This is a genomic window from Streptomyces sp. NPDC037126, assembly GCF_055605965.1.
Genome location: NZ_JBVJTD010000002.1, coordinates 96,561 through 116,360, shown reverse-complemented (window position 1 = coordinate 116,360; position 19,800 = coordinate 96,561). Strand labels below are relative to the sequence as shown.

At 71.0% G+C, this 19,800-nt stretch carries 17 protein-coding genes and 2 pseudogenes; 8 read left to right on the top strand and 11 right to left on the bottom strand.

Annotation, left to right across the window (positions count from 1 at the left end; all coding sequences use genetic code 11):
• Positions 1 to 21: 21 nt before the first annotated feature.
• From ACZ7FF_RS05550 to ACZ7FF_RS05535, 4 genes and pseudogenes are all read right to left on the bottom strand, one after another.
• A pseudogene (locus ACZ7FF_RS05550) lies at positions 22 to 426 on the bottom strand (phospholipase D-like domain-containing protein); the annotation flags it as partial.
• Between the two features lie 272 nt (positions 427 to 698).
• Positions 699 to 3,101, bottom strand: coding sequence for a glycoside hydrolase family 65 protein (locus ACZ7FF_RS05545; RefSeq protein ID WP_470809760.1), 2,403 nt, complete (start codon positions 3,099 to 3,101; stop codon positions 699 to 701).
• 45 nt (positions 3,102 to 3,146) lie between these two features.
• Positions 3,147 to 3,314 (bottom strand): annotated as a pseudogene (locus ACZ7FF_RS05540) (universal stress protein); the annotation flags it as partial.
• A 21-nt stretch (positions 3,315 to 3,335) separates the two neighbouring features.
• The gene (locus ACZ7FF_RS05535) at positions 3,336 to 4,250 is read right to left on the bottom strand and encodes a pyridoxamine 5'-phosphate oxidase family protein (protein WP_470809758.1); all 915 of its coding nucleotides are present in this window, start codon (positions 4,248 to 4,250) and stop codon (positions 3,336 to 3,338) included.
• 116 nt (positions 4,251 to 4,366) lie between these two features.
• Here ACZ7FF_RS05535 and ACZ7FF_RS05530 point away from each other — a divergent pair, with 116 nt between their 5' ends.
• Positions 4,367 to 5,029, top strand: coding sequence for a CBS domain-containing protein (locus tag ACZ7FF_RS05530; protein WP_470809756.1), 663 nt, complete (start codon positions 4,367 to 4,369; stop codon positions 5,027 to 5,029).
• A 1-nt stretch (position 5,030) separates the two neighbouring features.
• On the opposite strand, the gene ACZ7FF_RS05525 is transcribed toward ACZ7FF_RS05530, so the two are convergent.
• Together ACZ7FF_RS05525 and ACZ7FF_RS05520 are read right to left on the bottom strand one after the other, a co-directional pair.
• Positions 5,031 to 5,318 (bottom strand): DUF1876 domain-containing protein, encoded by a 288-nt coding sequence (locus tag ACZ7FF_RS05525; RefSeq protein WP_470809755.1) that lies wholly within the window; start codon positions 5,316 to 5,318, stop codon positions 5,031 to 5,033.
• Between the two features lie 120 nt (positions 5,319 to 5,438).
• Positions 5,439 to 6,257 (bottom strand): universal stress protein, encoded by an 819-nt coding sequence (locus ACZ7FF_RS05520; RefSeq protein WP_470809753.1) that lies wholly within the window; start codon positions 6,255 to 6,257, stop codon positions 5,439 to 5,441.
• A gap of 192 nt (positions 6,258 to 6,449) precedes the next feature.
• Here ACZ7FF_RS05520 and ACZ7FF_RS05515 point away from each other — a divergent pair, with 192 nt between their 5' ends.
• On the top strand, positions 6,450 to 7,322 hold the full coding sequence (locus ACZ7FF_RS05515) for a universal stress protein (protein ID WP_470809751.1): 873 nt from the start codon (positions 6,450 to 6,452) through the stop codon (positions 7,320 to 7,322).
• An 85-nt stretch (positions 7,323 to 7,407) separates the two neighbouring features.
• On the top strand, positions 7,408 to 8,883 hold the full coding sequence (locus tag ACZ7FF_RS05510) for a bifunctional aminoglycoside phosphotransferase/ATP-binding protein (protein WP_470810572.1): 1,476 nt from the start codon (positions 7,408 to 7,410) through the stop codon (positions 8,881 to 8,883).
• A 140-nt stretch (positions 8,884 to 9,023) separates the two neighbouring features.
• Here the strand turns inward: ACZ7FF_RS05510 and ACZ7FF_RS05505 are convergent, their stop codons facing one another.
• From ACZ7FF_RS05505 to acsA, 5 genes are read right to left on the bottom strand one after another with little or no spacing between them, the layout of a single operon-like run.
• Positions 9,024 to 9,299, bottom strand: a complete 276-nt coding sequence (locus ACZ7FF_RS05505) for an acyl carrier protein (RefSeq protein WP_470809749.1) — start codon at positions 9,297 to 9,299, stop codon at positions 9,024 to 9,026.
• A 5-nt stretch (positions 9,300 to 9,304) separates the two neighbouring features.
• Positions 9,305 to 10,837, bottom strand: coding sequence for a 2-oxo acid dehydrogenase subunit E2 (locus tag ACZ7FF_RS05500; protein ID WP_470809748.1), 1,533 nt, complete (start codon positions 10,835 to 10,837; stop codon positions 9,305 to 9,307).
• The gene (locus ACZ7FF_RS05495) at positions 10,834 to 11,886 is read right to left on the bottom strand and encodes an alpha-ketoacid dehydrogenase subunit beta (protein WP_470809746.1); all 1,053 of its coding nucleotides are present in this window, start codon (positions 11,884 to 11,886) and stop codon (positions 10,834 to 10,836) included. The genes ACZ7FF_RS05500 and ACZ7FF_RS05495 overlap by 4 nt, the downstream gene beginning before the upstream one ends.
• A complete protein-coding gene (pdhA, locus tag ACZ7FF_RS05490; protein ID WP_470809745.1) occupies positions 11,883 to 12,908 on the bottom strand; it encodes a pyruvate dehydrogenase (acetyl-transferring) E1 component subunit alpha in 1,026 nt (341 codons plus the stop codon). The genes ACZ7FF_RS05495 and pdhA overlap by 4 nt, the downstream gene beginning before the upstream one ends.
• Positions 12,905 to 14,737, bottom strand: coding sequence for an acetate--CoA ligase (gene acsA / locus ACZ7FF_RS05485; protein WP_470809743.1), 1,833 nt, complete (start codon positions 14,735 to 14,737; stop codon positions 12,905 to 12,907). Before acsA ends, pdhA begins: the two co-directional genes overlap by 4 nt.
• A 313-nt stretch (positions 14,738 to 15,050) precedes the next feature.
• On the opposite strand from acsA, the gene ACZ7FF_RS05480 reads away from it, so the two are divergent.
• From ACZ7FF_RS05480 to ACZ7FF_RS05460, 5 genes are read left to right on the top strand one after another with little or no spacing between them, the layout of a single operon-like run.
• Complete coding sequence (locus ACZ7FF_RS05480) at positions 15,051 to 16,235, top strand: 4Fe-4S dicluster domain-containing protein (RefSeq protein ID WP_470809741.1); 1,185 nt, start codon at positions 15,051 to 15,053, stop codon at positions 16,233 to 16,235.
• Positions 16,232 to 17,050: an FAD/NAD(P)-binding protein gene (locus ACZ7FF_RS05475; protein ID WP_470809739.1), complete on the top strand. Its 819-nt coding sequence runs from the start codon at positions 16,232 to 16,234 to the stop codon at positions 17,048 to 17,050. Before ACZ7FF_RS05480 ends, ACZ7FF_RS05475 begins: the two co-directional genes overlap by 4 nt.
• 1 nt (position 17,051) lies before the next feature.
• Positions 17,052 to 17,900, top strand: coding sequence for an NADH-quinone oxidoreductase subunit B family protein (locus ACZ7FF_RS05470; RefSeq protein WP_470809737.1), 849 nt, complete (start codon positions 17,052 to 17,054; stop codon positions 17,898 to 17,900).
• 25 nt (positions 17,901 to 17,925) lie between these two features.
• Positions 17,926 to 19,278, top strand: coding sequence for a Ni/Fe hydrogenase subunit alpha (locus tag ACZ7FF_RS05465; RefSeq protein ID WP_470809736.1), 1,353 nt, complete (start codon positions 17,926 to 17,928; stop codon positions 19,276 to 19,278).
• The gene (locus ACZ7FF_RS05460; RefSeq protein WP_470809735.1) at positions 19,275 to 19,754 is read left to right on the top strand and encodes a hydrogenase maturation protease; all 480 of its coding nucleotides are present in this window, start codon (positions 19,275 to 19,277) and stop codon (positions 19,752 to 19,754) included. Before ACZ7FF_RS05465 ends, ACZ7FF_RS05460 begins: the two co-directional genes overlap by 4 nt.
• The last annotated feature ends 46 nt before the right edge of the window (positions 19,755 to 19,800 follow it).

Genomic DNA, 19,800 nt, shown 5'->3' with positions numbered 1-19,800 from the left:
CTGTCGACGCACTCAAGTTTCGGAGGTGAGCATGACCCTGATCAGGGTCTGCATGTCCTGCCAGCCGATGCTCGCGGAGCCGCGGACGACCTGGACCACCGACCGGCCCGGCTGCGGGTGCTCGACGAAGCGGTCGCGGTCGTCGAAGAGTTCCTCGTGGCACTCCGCCCAGTTCTGTGCGAACGCCGCCGCGATGCCGACACCCCCCGTGAAGGTGGTCTGCTCGTCGACGATGAGGGCCTTTCGGTGGCAGCGGTGGTTCTGTTTGAACGGAGACAGCCGCGCGGGTCTGCGGAACCAGGCCACCTCGACACCGGCCGCGTCCATCAGGTCCAGCAGCCGCTGTTCGATCTCCTTGGCGCCGAAGCCGTCGAGCAGCACGCGCACCCGCACGCCCGCCCGGGCGCGGTCGGCGAGGGCGCCGGCGCAGCCGCTGCTTGCGGGCGGCCAGGTCCGGTCCGGCGCTCCCGGCAGGAGGCGCTGGTACACCGTCGAGGATCATGCCCCCCACTCGAGACACGAAGCAGAACACCGCAGGCTGCCCAGCGAGCCCGAACAAGCGGATGCCCGGCGGGCGCCGCCTTACGCCAGCCGCCTGCTGGGTCGTACGGGTGACAGAGCCGCCTCCGGTCCGCGTCCCGGGTTTCCGGTGTTCGCTGCCGATCCGGACGATGCCGTCCCGTTTCCTGCCCCACCGATCAGCTTTCGGGCAGGACAAGGGTGCATGTCTCCCCGGGGGTGACGGTCACCGCGCGGTCGGCCAGCATCACGCGAATGGGTGCCTCCTCGGACTCCGGGACGCTGATCTCCAGTTGTCCGCTCCTCCGTCGTATGCCGACGCCCCAATGACCGCGGTAGTGCACCGTGAAGCCGTACTCGGAGAGCGCCGGGAGGGGCACCGGGTTCAGCCACAGGGCGTCTTCGCGGGTCTCCAGCCCTGTCAGGCCACGCTGGACCATGTCCAGGGTCCCGGCCATGGCCCCCAGGTGGATGCCCTCGCCGGTGGTTCCGCCCTGCACGTCTGCGATGTCCGCTTCCAGGGCCTCATGGACGTACCGCCACGCGTCCGCCCGTCTGGCTTTGGCGAGGACGAGTCCGTGGACGAGTTCGCTGAGCGTGGAGCCGTGGCTGGTGCGTTGCAGGTAATAGTCAACGGTGCCGCGCCAGACGTCATCGTCCAGATCGTAACCGAGGCGCCTGAACAGGGCCCTCAGCTCGGCGGGTGAGAAGAGGTAACCGAGCATGAGGACATCGGCCTGCTTGGACGCCTTGTAGCGGTTGACCGTGTCGCCCTCGGCCTCCAGGATGCGGTCCAGTCGCCGGATGGCGCCGTAGCGGGTGCGGTAGGCCTCCCAGTCGAGTTCGGCGAGGGCGTCGTAGCCGTCGAACTGGCTGATGACGCCGCGGTGGAACGGCACCCGCAGGCGACGGGAGACCTCCTCCCACTCGGGCAGCTCGTCGGTGTTCAGCCGGACCCGGTGGAACAGTTCCTCACGGCGCCATGCGGGGAGTCGTCGCAGGAGTTCCAGAGTGCGGGTGATGACCCAGGCGGCGGTGACGTTGGTGTACGCGTTGTCGTCCAAGCCGGGCCGGTCGGCACCCGGATAGCCGTCGTGGTACTCGTCGGGGCCGACCACGCCACGGATTCGGTAGCGGTTCATGCCGGGGTCGAGGACGGCCAGGTCCACCCAGAAGCGGGCGATCTGCAGCAGCATCTCCGCGCCCCTTGTGCACAGGTACTCGGTGTCACCGGAAGCCTCGCAGTAGTGCAAGATGTTGTAGGCGATCGCCGAGCCCACGTGGTGCTGGAGCCGGGAGTTGTCCGGCAGCCAGCGGCCCGAGACGGGGTTGAGATGCCATTCCTGTGACTCCTCACGCCCGTTGCTTCCGCTCTGCCATGGATACATCGCCCCGGACCGGCCGACCGAGGCCGCCGATCCGCAGGCTCGGGGGAGCCGCCGGTAGCGGTAGTTCAGGAGTGCCCGGGAGACTTCCGGGAAGTGCAGGTTGAGATAGGGCAGGACGAAGAGTTCGTCCCAGAACACATGACCCCGGTAGGCCTCACCGTGCAGTCCTCGGGCGGGAACGCCGACGTCCAGGTCGGCGGTGTGCGGTGAGAGCGTCTGCAGCACATGGAACAGATGGAAGCGCAGGATGCGGCCGGCCTCGCCGGGCACCTGGATGTCCGCGCGTCGCCACAGGCGCTCCCACGCGGCGACGTGCGAATCCAGCAGACCGAGGAAATCCGCCGCAGCCGACACGCGGTCGACCGCTTCGCCCAGCGGGTCGCTGATCGCCGTGTCCCGTGAGGTGTGCAGCGCCACGACCTTGTCCACGGTGACCGGCTGACCGGGACCGATCGGGACGACCAGGCGGTGAACGGCACCATGGCGGGACGGGCGAAGCTCCGAAGCGGCCACAACCTCTGCCGGGACGACCGTCGTTCGGGCGGCGAGAGCGACAACGACGTCCGACATCCTGGTCCGGCAGGTGAGCCACACCGTCCGAGGCTCTCGTGCTCCGGTGCGCACGTGGGTCACATGGTGATGGTTCAGACCGCGGTAGCGGTGCACGTTCCCGTTGATCACCGCGCCGTCCAGACCGCTGTGGACCTCGATTTCTCCCCATCGCTCCTCGGCCGTGAAGACCGTTCGCAGCGCGGCCAGATGTGGATCGGCCATGTGCACCAGGCGGGTCTGCTCGACGCCGATGACCCCCATGTCGTCGTTCCTGTGACGGACGGACCGGCTGAGCGTGCCGCGTCGCAGATCCAAGGTGTGCCGGTGGGCGAGGAGGGTGTGGGTGCCGGGGGAGAACCAAGGGCCCCACCCTCCTTCCGCGTTGCGCATACGGAACCGAAGAGGCAGCCAGTTGGGGACGTTGACCAGGTCCTCGTTCACCACCTGCCGCCCCGCCACGGTCGACTCCAGGCGGTTGTAACAACCGGCCACGTAGGTCGCCGGACAGTGCACCAGGCCGAGCCGGCACTCCGGCACCGCGCCCCGCGTGGCGAAGTATCCGTTGCCGAGCGTGCAAAGGGATTCACGCAGCCGCTCGGCGGCGGGATCGTGGCTCGTCCACTCCCATGTCCACTCCGACATCCGCCACCTGTCCCTGTCCCGGTGAGCCCACAAGTCGCGTCGGCCTCAAACCGGCTGGGGGACGACGGCGACCGGGCACTCCGAGTGGTGCAGCAGGGTGTGAGCAACCCTGCCGAGCTGCAGACCGAAGGTGCCGTGGCGGCGTTGAGCCCCGACGACGACCAGATCGGCCTCGGACGACGCCTCGAGGAGTACGCGGTGGGCCGGTCCCTCGGTGCGAATGAGCCGCGAGGTCTACCGGTCGGCCGGGGTGATCCGCCGACCCGTCAGGCTCGTGGGCCGGATCGCCACCCACATCTCGCGCTCGCCGCCCGCCCACGGCATCGTGTGTGCTCGCCGGGTGAGCCTGCGCACGGCTTCGGGGTCCGTCACCACCTTTGCGGGGCCGACGGCGAGCACGCTCCACCCCTGGCTCAGCGCCTCGTCCACGTGGTCGACCTCGAAGGCGACCTCTGTCTCCGCCGCCGCGGCCGCCACGGAGTCGGGCGCGGTCCGGAAGACGACGGTGTCATCGACCACCGCGTAGTTGACCGGGACGACCGCCGGGCGGCCCTCGGACGTCGTCACCGCGAGGTGCCCCACGCCGTGTGTGGAGAGCAGGGTGCGGCACTCCTCGAGGCTGAGGTCCCGCAGCCGGGGGTGCAGTAGTGCGTGGCCCTGACCGGGCGGGAGATCGATGCCTCCGCCACGCAGAGCGGCGGTCGTGGTGCCCAGCGCGTCGGCCAGCCTGATGAGCGTCGCCAAGGACGGGGCGGCGGGCCCCTCCTCCAGATACGCGAGATAGCCGGGCGACATCCGGGCGCGGCCGGCCGTCTCCTCCCTGGTGAGTCCTTGTCTGCGGCGCTCGGTGGCCACCCGCCGGCCGATGTCGCCGGGGCCGGGTCCTCCGGTCGGCGGGACGGCGGCGGACGCATTCAACTCCTCCGCCGTGTCAGGCCGGTGCGTGTGTCCTGGCTGTTCGTACTCCAGATGGTGGACGTGGGCGTCGGGCCCGGGGAACACCAGCGTCACTTCGTCCGTGTCCGACCAGCGCACGTCGTAGGGGGGCGTGCCGTCCTCGTGGTGGAGTCCGACGATCTCGCCGTCACGCCTGGCGCCGCCGGTCGCCGGACTCTCGATCACGAGTTGGTCGCCGAGGTGAGCTCGCATGATCGCCGCCCTCTCCTCAGAATGGTGATGTATCCAACCTGCCACGCGCGCCACACCGCCGCACAGGACGGCGGTTCCTGCCCCCGCGAGGCAGTGTCCCGCACCTGGGAGGCACCATGCACCATCGAACAGTCCACGAACTCATGTCCCGGGACGTCGTCCGGGCACGGCCCGACACGCCCTTCAAGGAGCTCGTCAGACTGCTGGAGGAGAACGACGTCACCGCCGTACCCGTGGTGGACGAACTCGACCGTCCGATGGGTGTGGTGTCCGAGGCCGATCTGCTGCGCAAGAGCGCCGACCAGGCGGACCCCTCCGGGAGAGCTCCTGTGCCGCATCTGGAGGCGTGGGAGCGTGCCAAGGCCGAGGGGTCCCTGGCACAGGAACTGATGTCCGCGCCCGCGGTCTGCGCCCGGCCGGAGTGGACCGTGGTCGAGGCGGCCCGCCTCATGGAGACCCAGCACGTCAAGCGGCTGCCCGTGGTCGACGAGGCGGATCGGCTCCTGGGCATCGTCAGCCGTGGGGATCTGCTCCGGATCTTCCTGCGCCGTGACGAGGCCATCCGCGAGGAGATCACCGGTGACCTCCTGCGGCGCACCCTGGGCATCGACCCACGAGACGTCACCGTGGAGGTGCACGACGGGCGGGTCGCACTCGCCGGAACGGTGGAGCAAAGGAGTCTGATTCCCGTCATCGAGCATCTGTGCCATGGTGTCGACGGCGTGGTGTCGGTCACCACGCAGATCGAGTTCCGGACGGACGACGCCCGCAACCCATGACTCACAGCGGTCGTCCGGTGGTCTGACGGGTACCGGGCCCGGGGGTGTTCATTCCCTGAACGTCACGGTCGGCGGTCTCCAGCAGCTGGTGAGCCATGTCGATCATGGCCCTGCCCGCCGCCAGTTCGTCGCCGATCTCCGGCACGTTGGTGTCCGTCGGATTGCAGCGCGCGGCTCCGTGGCCGCTGAACTCCGTGGTTCCGGTGTCCAGCACCAGATGCGCCTTCGTCGTACCGTCGTCCTCCTCGAAGAGGTCGAGACGTACCTTCCACTGTCCTGTGTGCGACATCGTTCTCTCCTAGCCTCCGCGTCCTGCTGCAGGCCCCGGGCACTTTCACGATCGAACCGCAGCGGTCCTCGGACACGGGGCCGAATGTCCCTGAGGGCCGGCGACCGGCCCTGGAAGCGTTCACACCTGGGGGACGACGGCGACGGGACAGGGTGCGTGGTGCAGCAGCGCGTGGTTGATCAGGCCGAGTTGCAGACCCGGATGCCCCAGGCGCCGCCTGGCGCCCACCACCAGCAGATCCGCTGCCGATGCCGCCTCCAGCAGCGCCCGGCGTGCCGGTTTCTCGATCAAGCGACGGCTCACCGTGGTATCGCCATACCGTTCCGAAGCGTGGCGCAGAGCGTCGTCCAGCACCTGTGCCGGCGGGCGCCGATGGGCCTCCAGCTGCCACGACGCGGCTTGCGGTGTCGTACAGGCACCGGACGGTGCTGTCCAGGCGTGCACCGCCAGCAGCCGGCAACGGCGTGCATGGGCCTCGCGCAACGCGAAGTCCACGGCCGTGCCGCTGCCTTCCCCGTCCTCGACACCCACGACGACGCTTCCGAAGCGTCCAGAACGATGCTCCGGGGAGCCCCGGACCACCACCACCGGGCAGTCGGCGCGTGCCGCCACGGCGAGGCTGACCGAACCGAGGAGCAGGCCGGGCAGGTCTCCGAGCCCCCTGTCCCCCAGGACCAGCGCGAAGGCATTGCGGCCGTGGTCCACCAGCGCGGAGGCCGCGTCCTCGTGCGACACCTCGCTGGACAGCTGCACCGCCGGGCCACCCCGCCTGACACGCGCCGAGGCGGCGCTGATCACGTCGGACGCCTCCTGCTCACCGGCCGCCGCGTGCAGCAGATGGAGCGGGACCCCGTGCCGGTCCGCCTCGGCGACGGCCCAGTCGACCGCCTCCAGGCTTGGCTCGGACCCGTCGACACCCACCACCAGGGGAATCGTCACCGTGCCCGTCTCCTCTCCTGACCCATGCCACGGTTCCGGTCCTCGTGAGGCGTCAGCATGCGCCGTGGCGAGGTCCGGGGGATCCTCGAATGGAGAACTCATCGCGCCCGGCGGGCAGGCGACGTCCCGGGCAACCGCACCGCCGGGTCGTCCCCGTCCCCTCCAGCTTCTTACGAGACGGAGGCCGCCGCCATGCAACCAGTCGTCACCGTGGGCCTCGACGGCTCACCCGAGAGTCTGGCCGCCGCACGTTGGGCCGCCCACGAGGCCGAGCGGCGCAAGCTCCCCCTGCGGCTGCTGCACGCCTGGCCGACGCTCGCTCAGGAACCGACCAGCGTCCCCGCGGAAGCCGATCAGAACTACTGGGCGAAGCGTCTTGTGCGTACCGCGCAGACGGAGTTGCAGGCACGGCATCCGGGACTTTCCGTCGTCGCGGACCTGGTGGCCGACGACGCCCAGCACGCCCTGCTTCAGGCAGCCTCGGAGTCGGAGATGACGGTCCTCGGTTCCCGGGGACTGGAGCCCGTCGAGAGCTACTTCCTGGGGGACATCAGCATGCCCGTCGTGGCACGTGCGGAGCGTCCCGTGGTCCTGGTACGCGCCGAACCACGGGACCACGCGCAGCCGGTGGCGCCCGCGACCCGTGTCGTCGTGGCCCTGAAGCTGCACGGATCCTCGGACGAGCTGCTCGATTTCGCCTTTCACACCGCTGCGGCGAGGGGGGTCCCGCTCCTCGCCGTCCACGGTCGCAGCGTGCCGCTCCACGCACGAGTGCCCTGGGGGGTGGACCACGGAATCAGCGAGGAGCTGACGCGACAGGCGCACGAACAGCTGCGCGCGGCCTTGTATCCGTGGCAGGCGAAGTACCCGCAGGTGGACGCAACCGACGGCGTCCGGCTGGAGAGCCCCGCACGAGCTGTCGTACAGGCCGGCGAGGGCGCCGCCCTGCTGGTCGTGGGTCGTCGCAGGCATCGTGCCCCCCTGGCGCCGCCCCACCTCGGGCCGGTGGTGCAGGCCGCGATCCACCACGGCCGCTGCCCGGTCGCAGTCGTCCCTCATGACTGAGTCCGGCCTCCGCGAGTCGCAGGCAGGCGGGGCGGCTCTCAGGCCGGCCGCCCGGCACGACACCGGGCCTCCCTCGCGCGCCGGCGTGTGCGAGACCCACACGGCGACGCTGTTCTTCCTCGGCGACCGGGCCTACAAGGTGAAGAAGCCCGTCGACCTGGGATTCCTGGACTACACGACGGTCGCCGCGCGCCGGGCCGTGTGCGAGCGTGAAATAGCCCTCAACCGCCGGTTCAGCCCCGACGTCTACATAGGCCTGGGTGAATTCCGCAGTCCCGGTGTGGACGTCCCCGAACCACTAGTGGTGATGCGCCGCATGCCGGAGGACCGCCGCCTCTCCCACCTGGCCCGGACCGGGGCCGCCGTGGACGACGTCCTGCGGACCGTCGCCAGGCACCTGACTGCGTGGCACGCGGCCGCACCCCGCGGCCCTCATGTGGACGCCGAGGGCACGCGGGATGCCCTGTCCGCACGTTGGGAAGCGAGCTTCTCGCAGATGCACGCGCTCGCCGAGGACGGAGTCGTGCTCGACCACCTGACGGAGATCGAGCACTTGGTGCGCCGCTATCTCGCCGGTCGCAAGCAGCTCTTCGACACCCGTATCGAGCAGGGACGGATGGTCGACGGCCACGGCGACCTGCTGGCCGAAGACATCTTCTGCCTTGACGACGGCCCCCGCGTCCTGGACTGCCTGGAGTTCGACGACCGTCTCCGCTACGTCGACGGCCTCGACGACGCCGCCTTCCTCGCCATGGACCTCGAACAGCTCGGAGCCGCGGAGTCGGCCGCGTACTTCCTCGCTCGGTACGGCGACTACTCCGGTGATTCCGCGCCCCCTTCCCTCTGGCACCACTACGTCGCCTACCGGGCCTTCGTCCGCGCCAAGGTCTCGGCGATCCAGGCCCACCAGGGCGCGCCCGGCGCGGAAGCGGCGTCGCGGCGGCACGCCTCCATCGCGCTGCGCCACCTGCGGACCTCAGCCGTGGGTCTCACCCTCGTCGGTGGCCTGCCGGGCAGCGGCAAGTCCACGCTCTCCGGAGCGCTGGCCGACCGGCTGGGAGTCACCTTGCTGAGCAGCGACCGCATGCGCAAGGAACTTGCGGGCATCCCTGCGGAGCAGTCCGCCGCAACCGCGTACGGCGAAGGGCTGTACACGACCGAGTGGACCGCGAGGACGTACGCCGCCCTGCTCGACCGCGCGGTCGTGCTGCTCTCCTCCGGTGAATCGGTCGTCCTCGACGCGACCTGGTCCGATGCCGCACAGCGGCAGGCCGCTGCCCGCGCAGCCGAACGCGCCGATGCCGACCTGTTCGCCCTGCACTGCCGTGTGCCGGGCGATGTGTCGGCGTCCCGCCTGCGCATGCGCGCCCCCGGCGCATCCGACGCCGGCCCCGAGATCGCCAGTGCCATGGCCGCCAGGGAACCGCCGTGGCCTGAAGCCGTTCCGGTCGATACCGGTGGCGCGCTGGAATCCGCCGTCGCTCAGGTGCTGGCGGTCGTACGCCCGTGGGGTGCCGGCCAGGCCCCGGTCTTCCGCCGCCCCTACATGGAGCCGGACTGACATCCACCGATGGCCGTGTTGCCCACGGGCAGGGTGGAGGCGACCGTGGAGGTGTTCGCACGCCGCACCGGCACGGGGGTCCTCAAAGTCGTGCTCCACCGCGAGTGAGGACCGCCGGGAGAGAGCACGGACGCCCGGCTTCACCGCGCCGGGCTGGTCCGGGACTTCGATCTGCTGACCAGGAAACGCGTGGCATCCGACAGGGTGGTCAGCTCCGGGTAGTCCTCCTCGTCGATGCGGACTCCCGTGCGCTCGGACAGCAGCTCGACGAGGCTGAGGAAATCAAGCGAATCCAGTTCGAGCACGTCACGGAACCTGTCCTCCGGTTCGAGCGGAGTGAAGTCGGCGTCGGGGATGATCTGCATGATCGACTCCTTGATCACCGACAGGGCCTCCGCGTTGTTCAGGGGCTTCATCGCGATCACAGCTCCTCGGGTTTTTGCAGCAGACGGTCGACTGCCGTGAGGTAGCGGGCGCCCACGGCGCCGTCCGTGGCCCGATGGTCCGCGGCCAGGGTCGCGGTCACCACGGGACGCACGCCGAGCATGCCGCCGGCGGCCCAGGGCCGTTCGACGACCGCTCCGAAGCCGACCAGTGCCACTTGGGGCGGGTGGATGACCCCGAACACCGCCTCCACGCCCTGGTCACCCAGGCTGGTGACGGTCAGGGTGGCGCCGGCCATCTCGCTCCCGCGCAGCCTTCCCCGGCGGGCGCGCTCCACCAGGTCCTTCAGACGCGTCATGAGGGCGTCCGGCGTCAGCGTGTCGGCGCGGTGGATCACCGGGGCGAGCAGTCCGCCCCGCCGGAGCGAGACCGCGATGCCGAGGTTGATCTCGGAGGCGGGGGCGAACGCGCCGTTCCGCCAGTAGCCGTTGAGCGCGGGCACCTCGCGCGCCGCTATGGCGGCCGCCTTCAGGAGCAGCGCCGCGGGCACGAGGCGGCCGGCGGGTGTACGGGCGCGGTTGAACCGGCGGAGCCAGTCGTCGGCCGCCGTCAGGTCGATGGTGGTGGACAGGTAGTAGTGCGGGATCTCCCGCTTGGAGCGGCTCATGAGGTCGGCGACGGCACGGCGCATGGTGTCCGTACGGTCCTCGGGACGGCTGCCGGTCGGTACGGCGGCGGGGCGCGGCGCGCCGTTCTGCGGGCGCCGATCGGACCGCCCGTGTTCGTCTCCCACGGCTGGGAAGCGCATGGCCGTGTGCACGTCCGCCGCGCGCACGGCTCCGCCGTCCCCGGTGCCTCGCACACCCGTCAGGTCGACACCGCACTCGTGGGCGAGGCGCCGTGCGTACGGCGTGGCCCGCACTCTGGACGCGGGAGACCGCTGGGCGTGATCCACGTCGGCACGTGTGATCCGTCCGCCCCGGCCGGTGCCGTGCAGCTCCGCCAGGTCGACACCGCGCAGCGCGGCCAGGTGCCGTACGAGGGGCCCGGTACCGATGACCCCGGTGGCTCCGTCATGGCACTCCTCGGGCGCTGGTGCGTGGTGTCCGCTCGCCTGCTCTCGGGCCTCCGTGTGCACCGGTTCCGGGGCGGTTTCCGGCTTCGGGGGAGTCTTGCGCCTGCGTTTGGGATGCTCGTGTCGTGCGGGCGGTTCGTGGTCGGCCTCCGCGTGCACGGGTGCCGCTCGCCGAGGAGAGCCCGGCTCCGGCCCGGCGGCTTCGCGGTGGGTGGCATCACCCTCCGCAGTGGCTGAAGACCCGGGAGCCCGTGCCCGCCCAGCGGGCTCGATCACCGCGAGCGGCGTCCCCACCGGGACCCGGGTCCCCGGCTCGACGAGCAGCTGCCCCACGGTCCCGGTCTGGAAGCACTCGACCTCGATGGCCGCCTTGTCCGTCTCCACGACCGCCACGATGTCGCCCTTGTGCACCCGGTCCCCGGGCCCCACGAGCCACTCCTGCAGCACGCCCTCGTCCATGTCCGCGCCGAGCGAGGGCATGGTGAACGCCGTCATCTCCGCCCGACCTCTCCGGCCGTCGCAGGCTCGCCGACGGCGCGCCGCGCGGCGGCCACGATCCCGTCGGGCTGGGGCAGCGCGGCCTCCTCCAGTCTGCGCGCGTACGGTACGGGCACCTCGGCGCTGCACACCCGTTCGACGGGGGCATCGAGATCGTAGAAGTGCCGTTCGGCGAGACGCGCGGATATCTCGGCGGCCAGGCTGCCGGTGCGCCAGCCCTCGTCGACGACGACGGCGCGGTGCGTGTGCGCCACGGACCGGCCGACGGTGGCGTCGTCCAGCGGGCGCAGGGTGCGCAGGTCGACGACCTCCGCGCTGATCCCGCCCCTCGCGAGGTCCTCGGCCGCGGCCAGTGCCTTGGGCAGGGAGCCGCCGTACGTGATCAGCGACACGTCCGTACCGGGCCGGCGGACGGCCGCTTGGTCCAGGCCGACCGGGCCGGCATCCGCGGGCAGGTCGCCCGGGACGTTGTACAGACTGCCGTGCTCGAAGATCAGCACCGGGTCCGGGTCGGCGAGTGCGGGAGCCAGCATGTACCGGGCGTCGGTGAGGGTGGCCGGCGCAAGGACCCGCAGGCCAGGGATGTGCGCGTACCAGCCTTCCAGGCTGTGCGAGTGCTGGGCCGCGAGCTGCCTGCCCGCGCCCGTGGTCATCCGGATCACGATCGGTACGGGCAGTTGGCCGCCCGACATGTGCAGCAGGGTCGCCGCGTTGTTGAGGATCTGGTCCAGCGCCAGCAGGCTGAAGTTGACCGTCATGATCTCGACGATCGGCCGCATGCCGGCAAGGGCCGCACCGATCCCGGCGCCGACGAACGCCGACTCGGACAGCGGGGCGTCGCGGATCCGCTCGGGGCCGAACTCCTCCAGCAGGCCGAGGCTGACGCCGAAGCAGCCGCCGTAGCGGCCCACGTCCTCACCCATCAGGAACACCCGGTCGTCGGTGCGCAGGGCCTCGCGCAGCGCGTCGCGCATCGCCTCCCGGTAGGTCGTCCTGCGTTCCGTCGGGGCGGCGGGCCCGGCGGTACGTGCGTGGGGCGTGGTCATGGCCGAGCCGCCTCCACCGGGCTGGTGACATAGGTGAGAAGGTCCTCGACGCGCTCCTCCGGGGCCTGCTCGGCCGCCTCCACGGCCGCGTCGATCTCGGCGGCCAGACGATCCTCCAGATGGGTGCGGGCCTTGTCGGTCAGCTCCTTCGCCTCCCGCAGTTGCCCGGCGAGTCCCTCGACCGGGTCGCGTTCCTTCCAGTACTCGATCTCGGCCTTGTCGCGGTAGCGGTCGGAGTCGTACATGGAATGGGCGCGGAAGCGGTACGTGCGCATCTCCAGGAAGTGCGGCCCCGTTCCGGCCCGTACCCCTTCGGCCGCCCGCCGGGCGGCATCCTCGACGGCGAAGACGTCCATGCCGTCGACGGCCCAGGAGACCATGCCGTACCCGGCGGCACGCAGCGCGAGGTCGGTCTGGGCCTGATGACGCGCCAAGGCCGTGCCCATCGCGTACAGGTTGTTCTCGCACACCAGCAGCAGGGGCAGCCGCCAGAGCGCGGCCAGGTTGGCGGTCTCGTGGAACTCGCCTTCGGCGAAAGCGCCGTCGCCGAAGAAACAGCAGGTGACCCGGGTGCGACCGGTCATCCGGTCGGCGAGGGCGAGACCGGCCGCAAGCGGGAGTCCGCCTCCGACGATGGCGTTGCCACCGTAGAAGCGGCGGTCGGCGTCGAAGAGGTGCATCGAGCCACCACGGCCGCGGCTGCAGCCGGTGACCTTGCCGAACATCTCGGCCATGATCGCCTCGGCCGGGACACCCCGGGCGAGTGCGTGCCCGTGTTCGCGGTAGGTGGACACGACCGCGTCGTCGTCCGTGAGCGCCTCATTGACGCCGACGGCCACGGCTTCCTCGCCGATGTAGAGGTGCATGAAGCCCCTGATGCGTGCGGCGCTGTAGAGCTCCACGCAGCGTTCCTCGAACCGGCGGACGCGCAGCATCGACTCCAGCAGGGCCAGACGGTGTGCGGCCTGACGGTCCGTGCGGGTCGCGGGCCGGGGCGTGTGCGGGGTACGGGTGGTGGTCATGCCGGCTGCTCCGTCCTCGCCGTGGACCAGGCCTCCTGGGCTGAGTCCTCCAGGGTGGAGATGTCGCCCTCGGGCAGGCCCAGCTCACGGGCCCGCAGCAGGCGGCGCATGACCTTGCCGCTGCGGGTGTGCGGCAGGTGCTGGTCGAAGGCGATCTCCCGGGGCGCCACGGCCGGGCCCAGTCTCCGCCGGGCGAAGGCCAGCAGTTCCTGACGCATCGTGGTGGTGGGATCGAAGCCGGGCCGCAGGGTGACGAACGCCTTGACGATGTTCCCGGCCACGGGATCGGGCCGGCCGATGACCCCGGATTCGGCAACCGCCGGATGCTCCATCAGGATGCTCTCGACCTCGAACGGCCCGATGAGGTGTCCCGCCGATTTGATCACGTCGTCGGCGCGTCCCACGAACCAGTACCAGCCGTCGGCGTCGCGTCGTACCAGGTCGCCGGTGAGGTACCAGCCGTCCGCGAAGGCCGCGGCGGAGCGCGGCTCGTCGTGCAGATAGCCGCGGAACATGGACGGCCAGCAGGGACGGAGTGCGAGCTCGCCCTCCACGCCGGGCTCCTCCAGCACGGTGACGTGCCCGTCCGCGACCGCTGCCCGGCCGTCCTCGCCCCGCCGCAGCACCGCCGCCTGCACACCGGGCAGCGGGCGCCCCATCGAGCCGGGGCGGATGTCGCACGCGGCGAAGTTGGCGATCATGATGGCGCCGGTCTCGGTCTGCCACCAGTTGTCGTGCACGGGCAGCCCGAGCACGTCCCGCCCCCACACCACGGCCTCCGGGTTGAGGGGCTCGCCGACCGACGCGATGAACCTCAGCGCGCTCAGGTCGAAGGAGCGCGGCAGATCGTACGGGCCCGTCCTCGGCGTCGTGCGCATCAGCATGCGCAGGGCCGTCGGGGCCGTGTACCAGACGCTCACCCGCTGCTCGGCGAGGATCCGGTACCAGCGCCGGGCGTCGTACTCGCCCTCGTCCACGACGACCGTCACGCCGTGCATGAGCGGTGCCACGATCCCGTACGACATGCCGGTCACCCATCCCGGGTCCGCGGTGCACCAGAACACGTCGTCCCCATGGAGGTCGAGGGCGTACAGCGCGGTCGCGTAGTGGGCCACTGCCGCCTCGTGCACATGCACCGCGCCCTTGGGGATGCCCGTCGTGCCGCTCGTGAAGTGCAGCAGGGCCATGTCGTGCGGCGAGGTCGGCGGAATCGTGAACGTGTCGGCCGCGTCGGCCATCAACGCGGCGAGGGGCCGGGTACCGGGCAGCTCGTCGGCCCCGTCGCCGACGATCAGCACGTGACGCAGGGCGGCGAGGCTGTGCCGTCGCCCGGCGACCTTCTTCCGGTACAGGTCCGCCGTGGTGACCAGCACCTGCGCGTCGCTGAGCGTCACCCGCTGGAACACCGGGTCCGGTCCGAAGGCGGAGAACAGCGGGCACAGGACGCTGGTGTTCTTCAGCGTGCCGAGGACCACGGTGTACAGCTCGGGGCAGCGCCCCAGCAGCGTCACCACCCGGTCACCATGTCCGATGCCGAGGCCGCGGAGCACGTTGGCGAAACGTGACGTCGAGCGGGCCAGATCCCCGTAGGTCACCGAGGTGACGGAGTCGTCCCGCCCGACACAGCGCAAAGCGACAGCAGTCGCGCGATCCGATGCCGCGTGCCGGTCGACGGCCTCGTGCGCGATGTTCAGTCCCCGCCCCCCGGGCAGCCCCTGCAGCCTGCCGCGTGCCGCCTGCCACGTGAAACCGGCGCACTCCTTGTCGTAGTCACGCAGATTGGGGGTGGTACGCGGTGGGGTTTCCTTCCGGATGGTCTCCCAAGGCATGCCGGCCCCTCCTTCCTCCGGGCCTGCTTCGACCATCCACCCGGACAGACCCGCCCGCACTGGGTCGAAGGGCCCCGGCCGTGGCCGGACGGCACCGGTCCACGGTTGTCACGCGTCCGAGACGACGGCCGGGCCCGGCTCTCAGTGGCGAAACGCCTGATGCCGGCTTGCCGGCGGTCAAGAGGGGCCAATGGACCTGTGTACGTGCCCACCCGGCTCTGTCGGCGCGATGCCGTACCGGAGATGCTGCGCTCGTGGGCCTGAGGGGACGACAGGGCTCCTCGCGCCGCCCGCCGCGCTGAAGGAGGCCTTCATGAGTACCGACGCCGACGTGAACGCCTCCCGGCCGACCGCGCCCGACGGACTCGTCATGGGCAAGGACGGCATGGCGGCGCTCGTGGACGTGCTGATCCGGCGCGGCTTCACCGTGGTCGGACCCACCGCGCGGGACGGCGCCATCGTGCTCGCGGAGCTGCGGTCGGCCGACGAGTTGCCCTACGGATGGGGTGTGGAGCTGGAAGCAGGGCGGTACCGGCTGCGAGAGCGGTCGGACGGCGCGGCCTTCGCGAACGCGGCGGGCCCCCAGTCGTGGAAGTCCTTCCTGCACCCTGCACGGGTGCGGCAGTGGAGCGCCGACCGGGTGGAGGGCGAGCTTGTTTTCACGGCCGAACAGGCTGTGCCCCCTCGATATGCCTTCCTGGGTGTGCGCCCCTGTGATCTCCGGGCCGTCTCCGTCCAGGACCGGGTACTGACCGGTGGGGCGCACCGCGATCACGGCTACGAGGACCGTCGCTCCGGGGCCTTGCTGATCGTGGTCGAGTGCACGGAGCCCGGCGCCACCTGCTTCTGCGTCTCGATGGGCACCGGACCGGCCGCCGGCCCCGGGTACGACCTGGTGATGACCGAAGTGGTCGACGGGGACGGACATCGCTTCTGGGTCCGCAGCGGCAGCCCGGAGGGCGCTGAGATCCTCGCCGAACTGCCCGCTCGTCCGGCCGACCCGGAAACCCGGGAGACGGCTCGCGCGGGCGTCACGGCCGCCGCGGACCGTATGGGAAGGATCATGCCGGAAGCCGACCTGCGCGAGCTGATGGCCGGCACGCTCGACGCGCCTCGCTGGGACGACGTGGCCGGGCGGTGCCTGACCTGCGGCAACTGCACCATGGTGTGTCCCACCTGCTTCTGTACGACCACCGAGGACGTCACGGATCTCACCGGTGACCACGCGGAACGGTGGCGCCTGTGGGACTCGTGCTTCGACCTGGACTTCTCCTACCTGCACGGTGGCCCGGTGCGGGCCTCCTCCCGCAGCCGCTACCGGCAGTGGATGACTCACAAACTCGGCACCTGGTACGACCAGTTCGGCTCGTCCGGCTGCGTGGGCTGCGGGCGCTGCATCGTATGGTGTCCCGTCGGCATCGACATCACCGAGGAAGCGGCCGCTCTGCACGACTGGACACGGTCCACCGGGCCGGCATCCGCCTCCGAGCCGCCATGAACACCGTGGCGCCCCCGCTGCCGTACCGCGTCGCCGATGCCTGGGGCGAGACCGCCGACACCCGGTCGATCGAGCTGGTCCCTGCCGGGAAGGCACTACCGCCCTTCTCACCGGGCCAGTTCGCGATGATCTACGTGTTCGGAGTCGGCGAAGTGCCCGTCTCAGCCAGCGCGCTGCACGGCCGGCACGGGGGACTCGTGCACACCGTGCGCGCGGTGGGTGCGGTCTCGACCGCGCTGTACCGGCTGCACCCGGGCGACACCGTCGGACTCAGCGGGCCGTACGGCACCGGCTGGGACCTCGAAGCGGCAACCGGCCACGACGTGCTGGTGGTCGCCGGAGGCATCGGTCTGGCTCCGCTACGGCCTGTCGTACACGAGGTGCTGGGCCGGCCCGCCGCGTACGGGCGTCTCGCGGTCCTGGTGGGCGCCCGAAGCCCCGCCGATCTGATCTACCGGCACGACATCGAGAGCTGGGGCCGTCATGCCCGGGTGGAGGCGACCGTCGACCGGCCGGGGCCGGGCTGGCAGGGCCCGGTGGGCGTGGTCACCTCGCTCCTGGACCGTCTCGATCCACGCCCCGCGCACACGTGCGCGCTGGTGTGCGGACCCGAGGTCATGATGCGTCACACCGCACGCGAACTCGTGATCCGGGGCCTGGTCCCGCACCGCGTCCAGGTGTCCCTGGAACGCACCATGCACTGCGCCACCGGCCACTGCGGCCACTGCCAGCTCGGACCGCTCCTGCTGTGCCGCGACGGACCGGTCGTCGGCTACGACCGCGTGGCACACCTGCTCCTCGTAAGGGAGTTGTGACATGGTCACCGAACCCGGACCGGCCGTCGCCCCCCGGCCGACGCTCGCCGTGTGGAAGTTCGCATCCTGCGACGGATGCCAGCTGACCCTCCTCGACTGCGAGGACGAACTCCTCGGTCTGACCGAGCGCATACGGATCGACCACTTCCTGGAGATGACCCCGGCCGAGGGCGCCGACAGGGAGCGCGCGCGGCTGGAGGGCCGGGGGCCGTACGACCTCTCCCTGGTCGAAGGGTCGATCACCACCGCCGAGGACGCCGAGCGGATCCAGCACGTCCGCCGCATCTCCCGGTACCTGGTGACCATCGGGGCCTGCGCCACCGCGGGCGGCATCCAGGCACTGCGCAACTTCGCCGACGTCGACGAGTTCCTCGCCGCGGTCTACGCCCGGCCGGAGTACGTCGCCACGCTGGAGACCTCGACACCGATCTCGGCGCACGTGCCGGTCGACTTCGAGCTGCGCGGCTGCCCCATCGACCGCCGTCAGCTCCTTGAAGTCGTCACCGCCTACCTGGCCGGTCGCAAACCCCAGATCTCGAACCACAGCGTCTGCTTCGAGTGCAAGAGGCGCGGCACCACCTGCATCACCGTCGCCCACGGCACCCCCTGTCTGGGCCCGGTGACGCATGCCGGGTGCGGTGCCCTCTGTCCTGCCTACGGACGCGGCTGCTACGGCTGCTTCGGCCCGTCGAGCAAGCCCAACCTGCGCTCCATGGTCGCGCAGCTGCGCCGCGACGGGATGAGCGAGCGGGACATCCAGCGTGTCTTCCGCACCTTCAACGCCGCATCGCCGGAGTATGCCCCCGTACCCGACCTCGCGCCCGAGGAGCAGCAGAGCCCTCCGGCCTGACCGACCTCGCCCGGAAAGGCTCGCGATGGACCACCGCGGAACCCGCGTCCTGCGACTGGACGCGCTGGCCAGAGTGGAGGGTGAAGCAGCCCTCCACCTACGCGTCGACGGGGACACGGTCGCCGAGACACGGCTGCGCATCTACGAACCGCCGCGCTTCTTCGAGGCCCTCCTGACCGGCCGGGGCCACACCGAGCCGCCCGACATCACCGCTCGCATCTGCGGCATCTGCCCGGTCGCCTACCAGATGAGCGCCTGCCAGGCGATCGAGAACGCCTGCGGCGTCGTGGTGGACGGCCCTCTCGCGGAGCTGCGGCGCCTGCTGTACTGCGGCGAGTGGATCGAGAGCCACACTCTGCACATCCATCTGCTGCACGCCCCGGACTTCCTCGGGCGTGCCGACGTCGTGGAACTCGCCCGTGACCAGCGTGCCGCCGTCGAGCGTGGCCTGAGAACCAAACAGACCGGCAACGCGATCCTCGAACAGCTCGGCGGCCGCCCCATCCACCCCGTCAACGTCCGGATCGGCGGTTTCTACCGGACCCCGACGCCGGACGAGCTCCGCCCACTGGCGGAACGGTTGCGGCAAGCCCGTGACGACGCCCTGGAGACGGTCCGCTGGGTCGCCACGTTCGACTTCCCGGATGCTGTGTGCGACCACGACCTGCTCGCCCTGCGCGACCCGGGCCGCTACGCCATCGACGGCGGAACACCTGCGGTCATGGCTGGACACGGCAACGACAACGGTCCGGGGCTGCGTGAGTTCCCTCTGTCCGACTTCGAACAGCACGTCCAGGAGGGGCAGGTACCCCACTCCACCGCCCTGACGGCCGAGCTCGACGGCCGTCGTTACCTCACCGGCCCGCTGGCCCGCTATGCGCTCAACGGCCGATGGCTGCACCCCGTCGCCGCCGAGGCGGCGCGGGAAGCCGGCCTGGGTGATCCGGCGAACGGTGCCCTCTGTGACAACCCTTTCCGCAGCATCGTCGTACGGGCGGTCGAGGTGGTGCAGGCCGTCGAGGAGGCCCTCCGGATCATCGCCGGATACGAACGCCCTCCCCGGCCGGCCGTCGAGGTTCCGCCGCGCCGGAGTGTCGGTGTCGGGGCCACCGAGGCGCCGCGGGGCCTGCTGTACCACCGCTACGCCCTCACCGGGGACGGCACGGTGACCGAGGCCCGCATCGTGCCGCCCACGGCGCAGAACCAGACGGCCATCGAGGAGGACGTGCGCAGGGCGGTGCAGTCACGCCTGGGCAAGGGCGGGCCCGCCGCCGACGACGAGGAGCTCACCCGGCTGTGCGAACGGGCCATCCGCAACCACGATCCCTGCATCTCCTGTGCCGCCCACTTCCTCGACATGACCGTGGAACGCGGATGAGCGGCCGGGTCGTGGTGATCGGTGTGGGCAATCCACTGCGCGGTGACGACGGGGTCGGCCCGGCGGCGGTGGAAGCCCTGAGGGGCCGGGTGCCTGACGGAACCGTTCTGAAGGTCACCGACGGTGAACCCGCGCGCATGCTCGACCTGTGGCGCGGCGCGGACACGGTGATCGTGGTGGAAGCTCTCCGGATACGGCCGGGTCGGCCGGGGGAGTTGCATGCCCTCACTGCGGCGGACGCGGCCGCCCGCACGGCGGCTATGGCGAGTACGCACGCGCTCGGCCTCGGGGAGTGCCTCGCCCTGGCGGAAGCCCTCGGCCGGCTGCCGTCCAGACTCGTGGTGCACGCCATGGAGGTGACCGACGTCGAACTCGGCGCGTGTCTGAGCGAAGCGGCGCGGAGGGCTCTGCCCGAACTGCTCGGGCGGGTCGTCGCCTCCGTACGACAGGCGCACGAACGCGACCACGAACCGTAGCGGACCGAAGGTCCTCCGGTACGGGCCGAAACGCCCTCGCGGCACA

What these genes read in the sequence shown, in the direction of transcription:
- ACZ7FF_RS05545 (WP_470809760.1), bottom strand. Translation starts at nt 3,101, where the DNA reads ATGTCGGAGTGGACATGGGAGTGGACGAGCCACGATCCCGCCGCCGAG.
- ACZ7FF_RS05535 (WP_470809758.1), bottom strand. Translation starts at nt 4,250, where the DNA reads ATGCGAGCTCACCTCGGCGACCAACTCGTGATCGAGAGTCCGGCGACC.
- ACZ7FF_RS05530 (WP_470809756.1), top strand. Translation starts at nt 4,367, where the DNA reads ATGCACCATCGAACAGTCCACGAACTCATGTCCCGGGACGTCGTCCGG.
- ACZ7FF_RS05525 (WP_470809755.1), bottom strand. Translation starts at nt 5,318, where the DNA reads ATGTCGCACACAGGACAGTGGAAGGTACGTCTCGACCTCTTCGAGGAG.
- ACZ7FF_RS05515 (WP_470809751.1), top strand. Translation starts at nt 6,450, where the DNA reads ATGCAACCAGTCGTCACCGTGGGCCTCGACGGCTCACCCGAGAGTCTG.
- ACZ7FF_RS05505 (WP_470809749.1), bottom strand. Translation starts at nt 9,299, where the DNA reads ATGAAGCCCCTGAACAACGCGGAGGCCCTGTCGGTGATCAAGGAGTCG.
- ACZ7FF_RS05500 (WP_470809748.1), bottom strand. Translation starts at nt 10,837, where the DNA reads ATGACGGCGTTCACCATGCCCTCGCTCGGCGCGGACATGGACGAGGGC.
- ACZ7FF_RS05495 (WP_470809746.1), bottom strand. Translation starts at nt 11,886, where the DNA reads ATGACCACGCCCCACGCACGTACCGCCGGGCCCGCCGCCCCGACGGAA.
- pdhA (WP_470809745.1), bottom strand. Translation starts at nt 12,908, where the DNA reads ATGACCACCACCCGTACCCCGCACACGCCCCGGCCCGCGACCCGCACG.
- acsA (WP_470809743.1), bottom strand. Translation starts at nt 14,737, where the DNA reads ATGCCTTGGGAGACCATCCGGAAGGAAACCCCACCGCGTACCACCCCC.
- ACZ7FF_RS05480 (WP_470809741.1), top strand. Translation starts at nt 15,051, where the DNA reads ATGAGTACCGACGCCGACGTGAACGCCTCCCGGCCGACCGCGCCCGAC.
- ACZ7FF_RS05475 (WP_470809739.1), top strand. Translation starts at nt 16,232, where the DNA reads ATGAACACCGTGGCGCCCCCGCTGCCGTACCGCGTCGCCGATGCCTGG.
- ACZ7FF_RS05470 (WP_470809737.1), top strand. Translation starts at nt 17,052, where the DNA reads ATGGTCACCGAACCCGGACCGGCCGTCGCCCCCCGGCCGACGCTCGCC.
- ACZ7FF_RS05465 (WP_470809736.1), top strand. Translation starts at nt 17,926, where the DNA reads ATGGACCACCGCGGAACCCGCGTCCTGCGACTGGACGCGCTGGCCAGA.
- ACZ7FF_RS05460 (WP_470809735.1), top strand. Translation starts at nt 19,275, where the DNA reads ATGAGCGGCCGGGTCGTGGTGATCGGTGTGGGCAATCCACTGCGCGGT.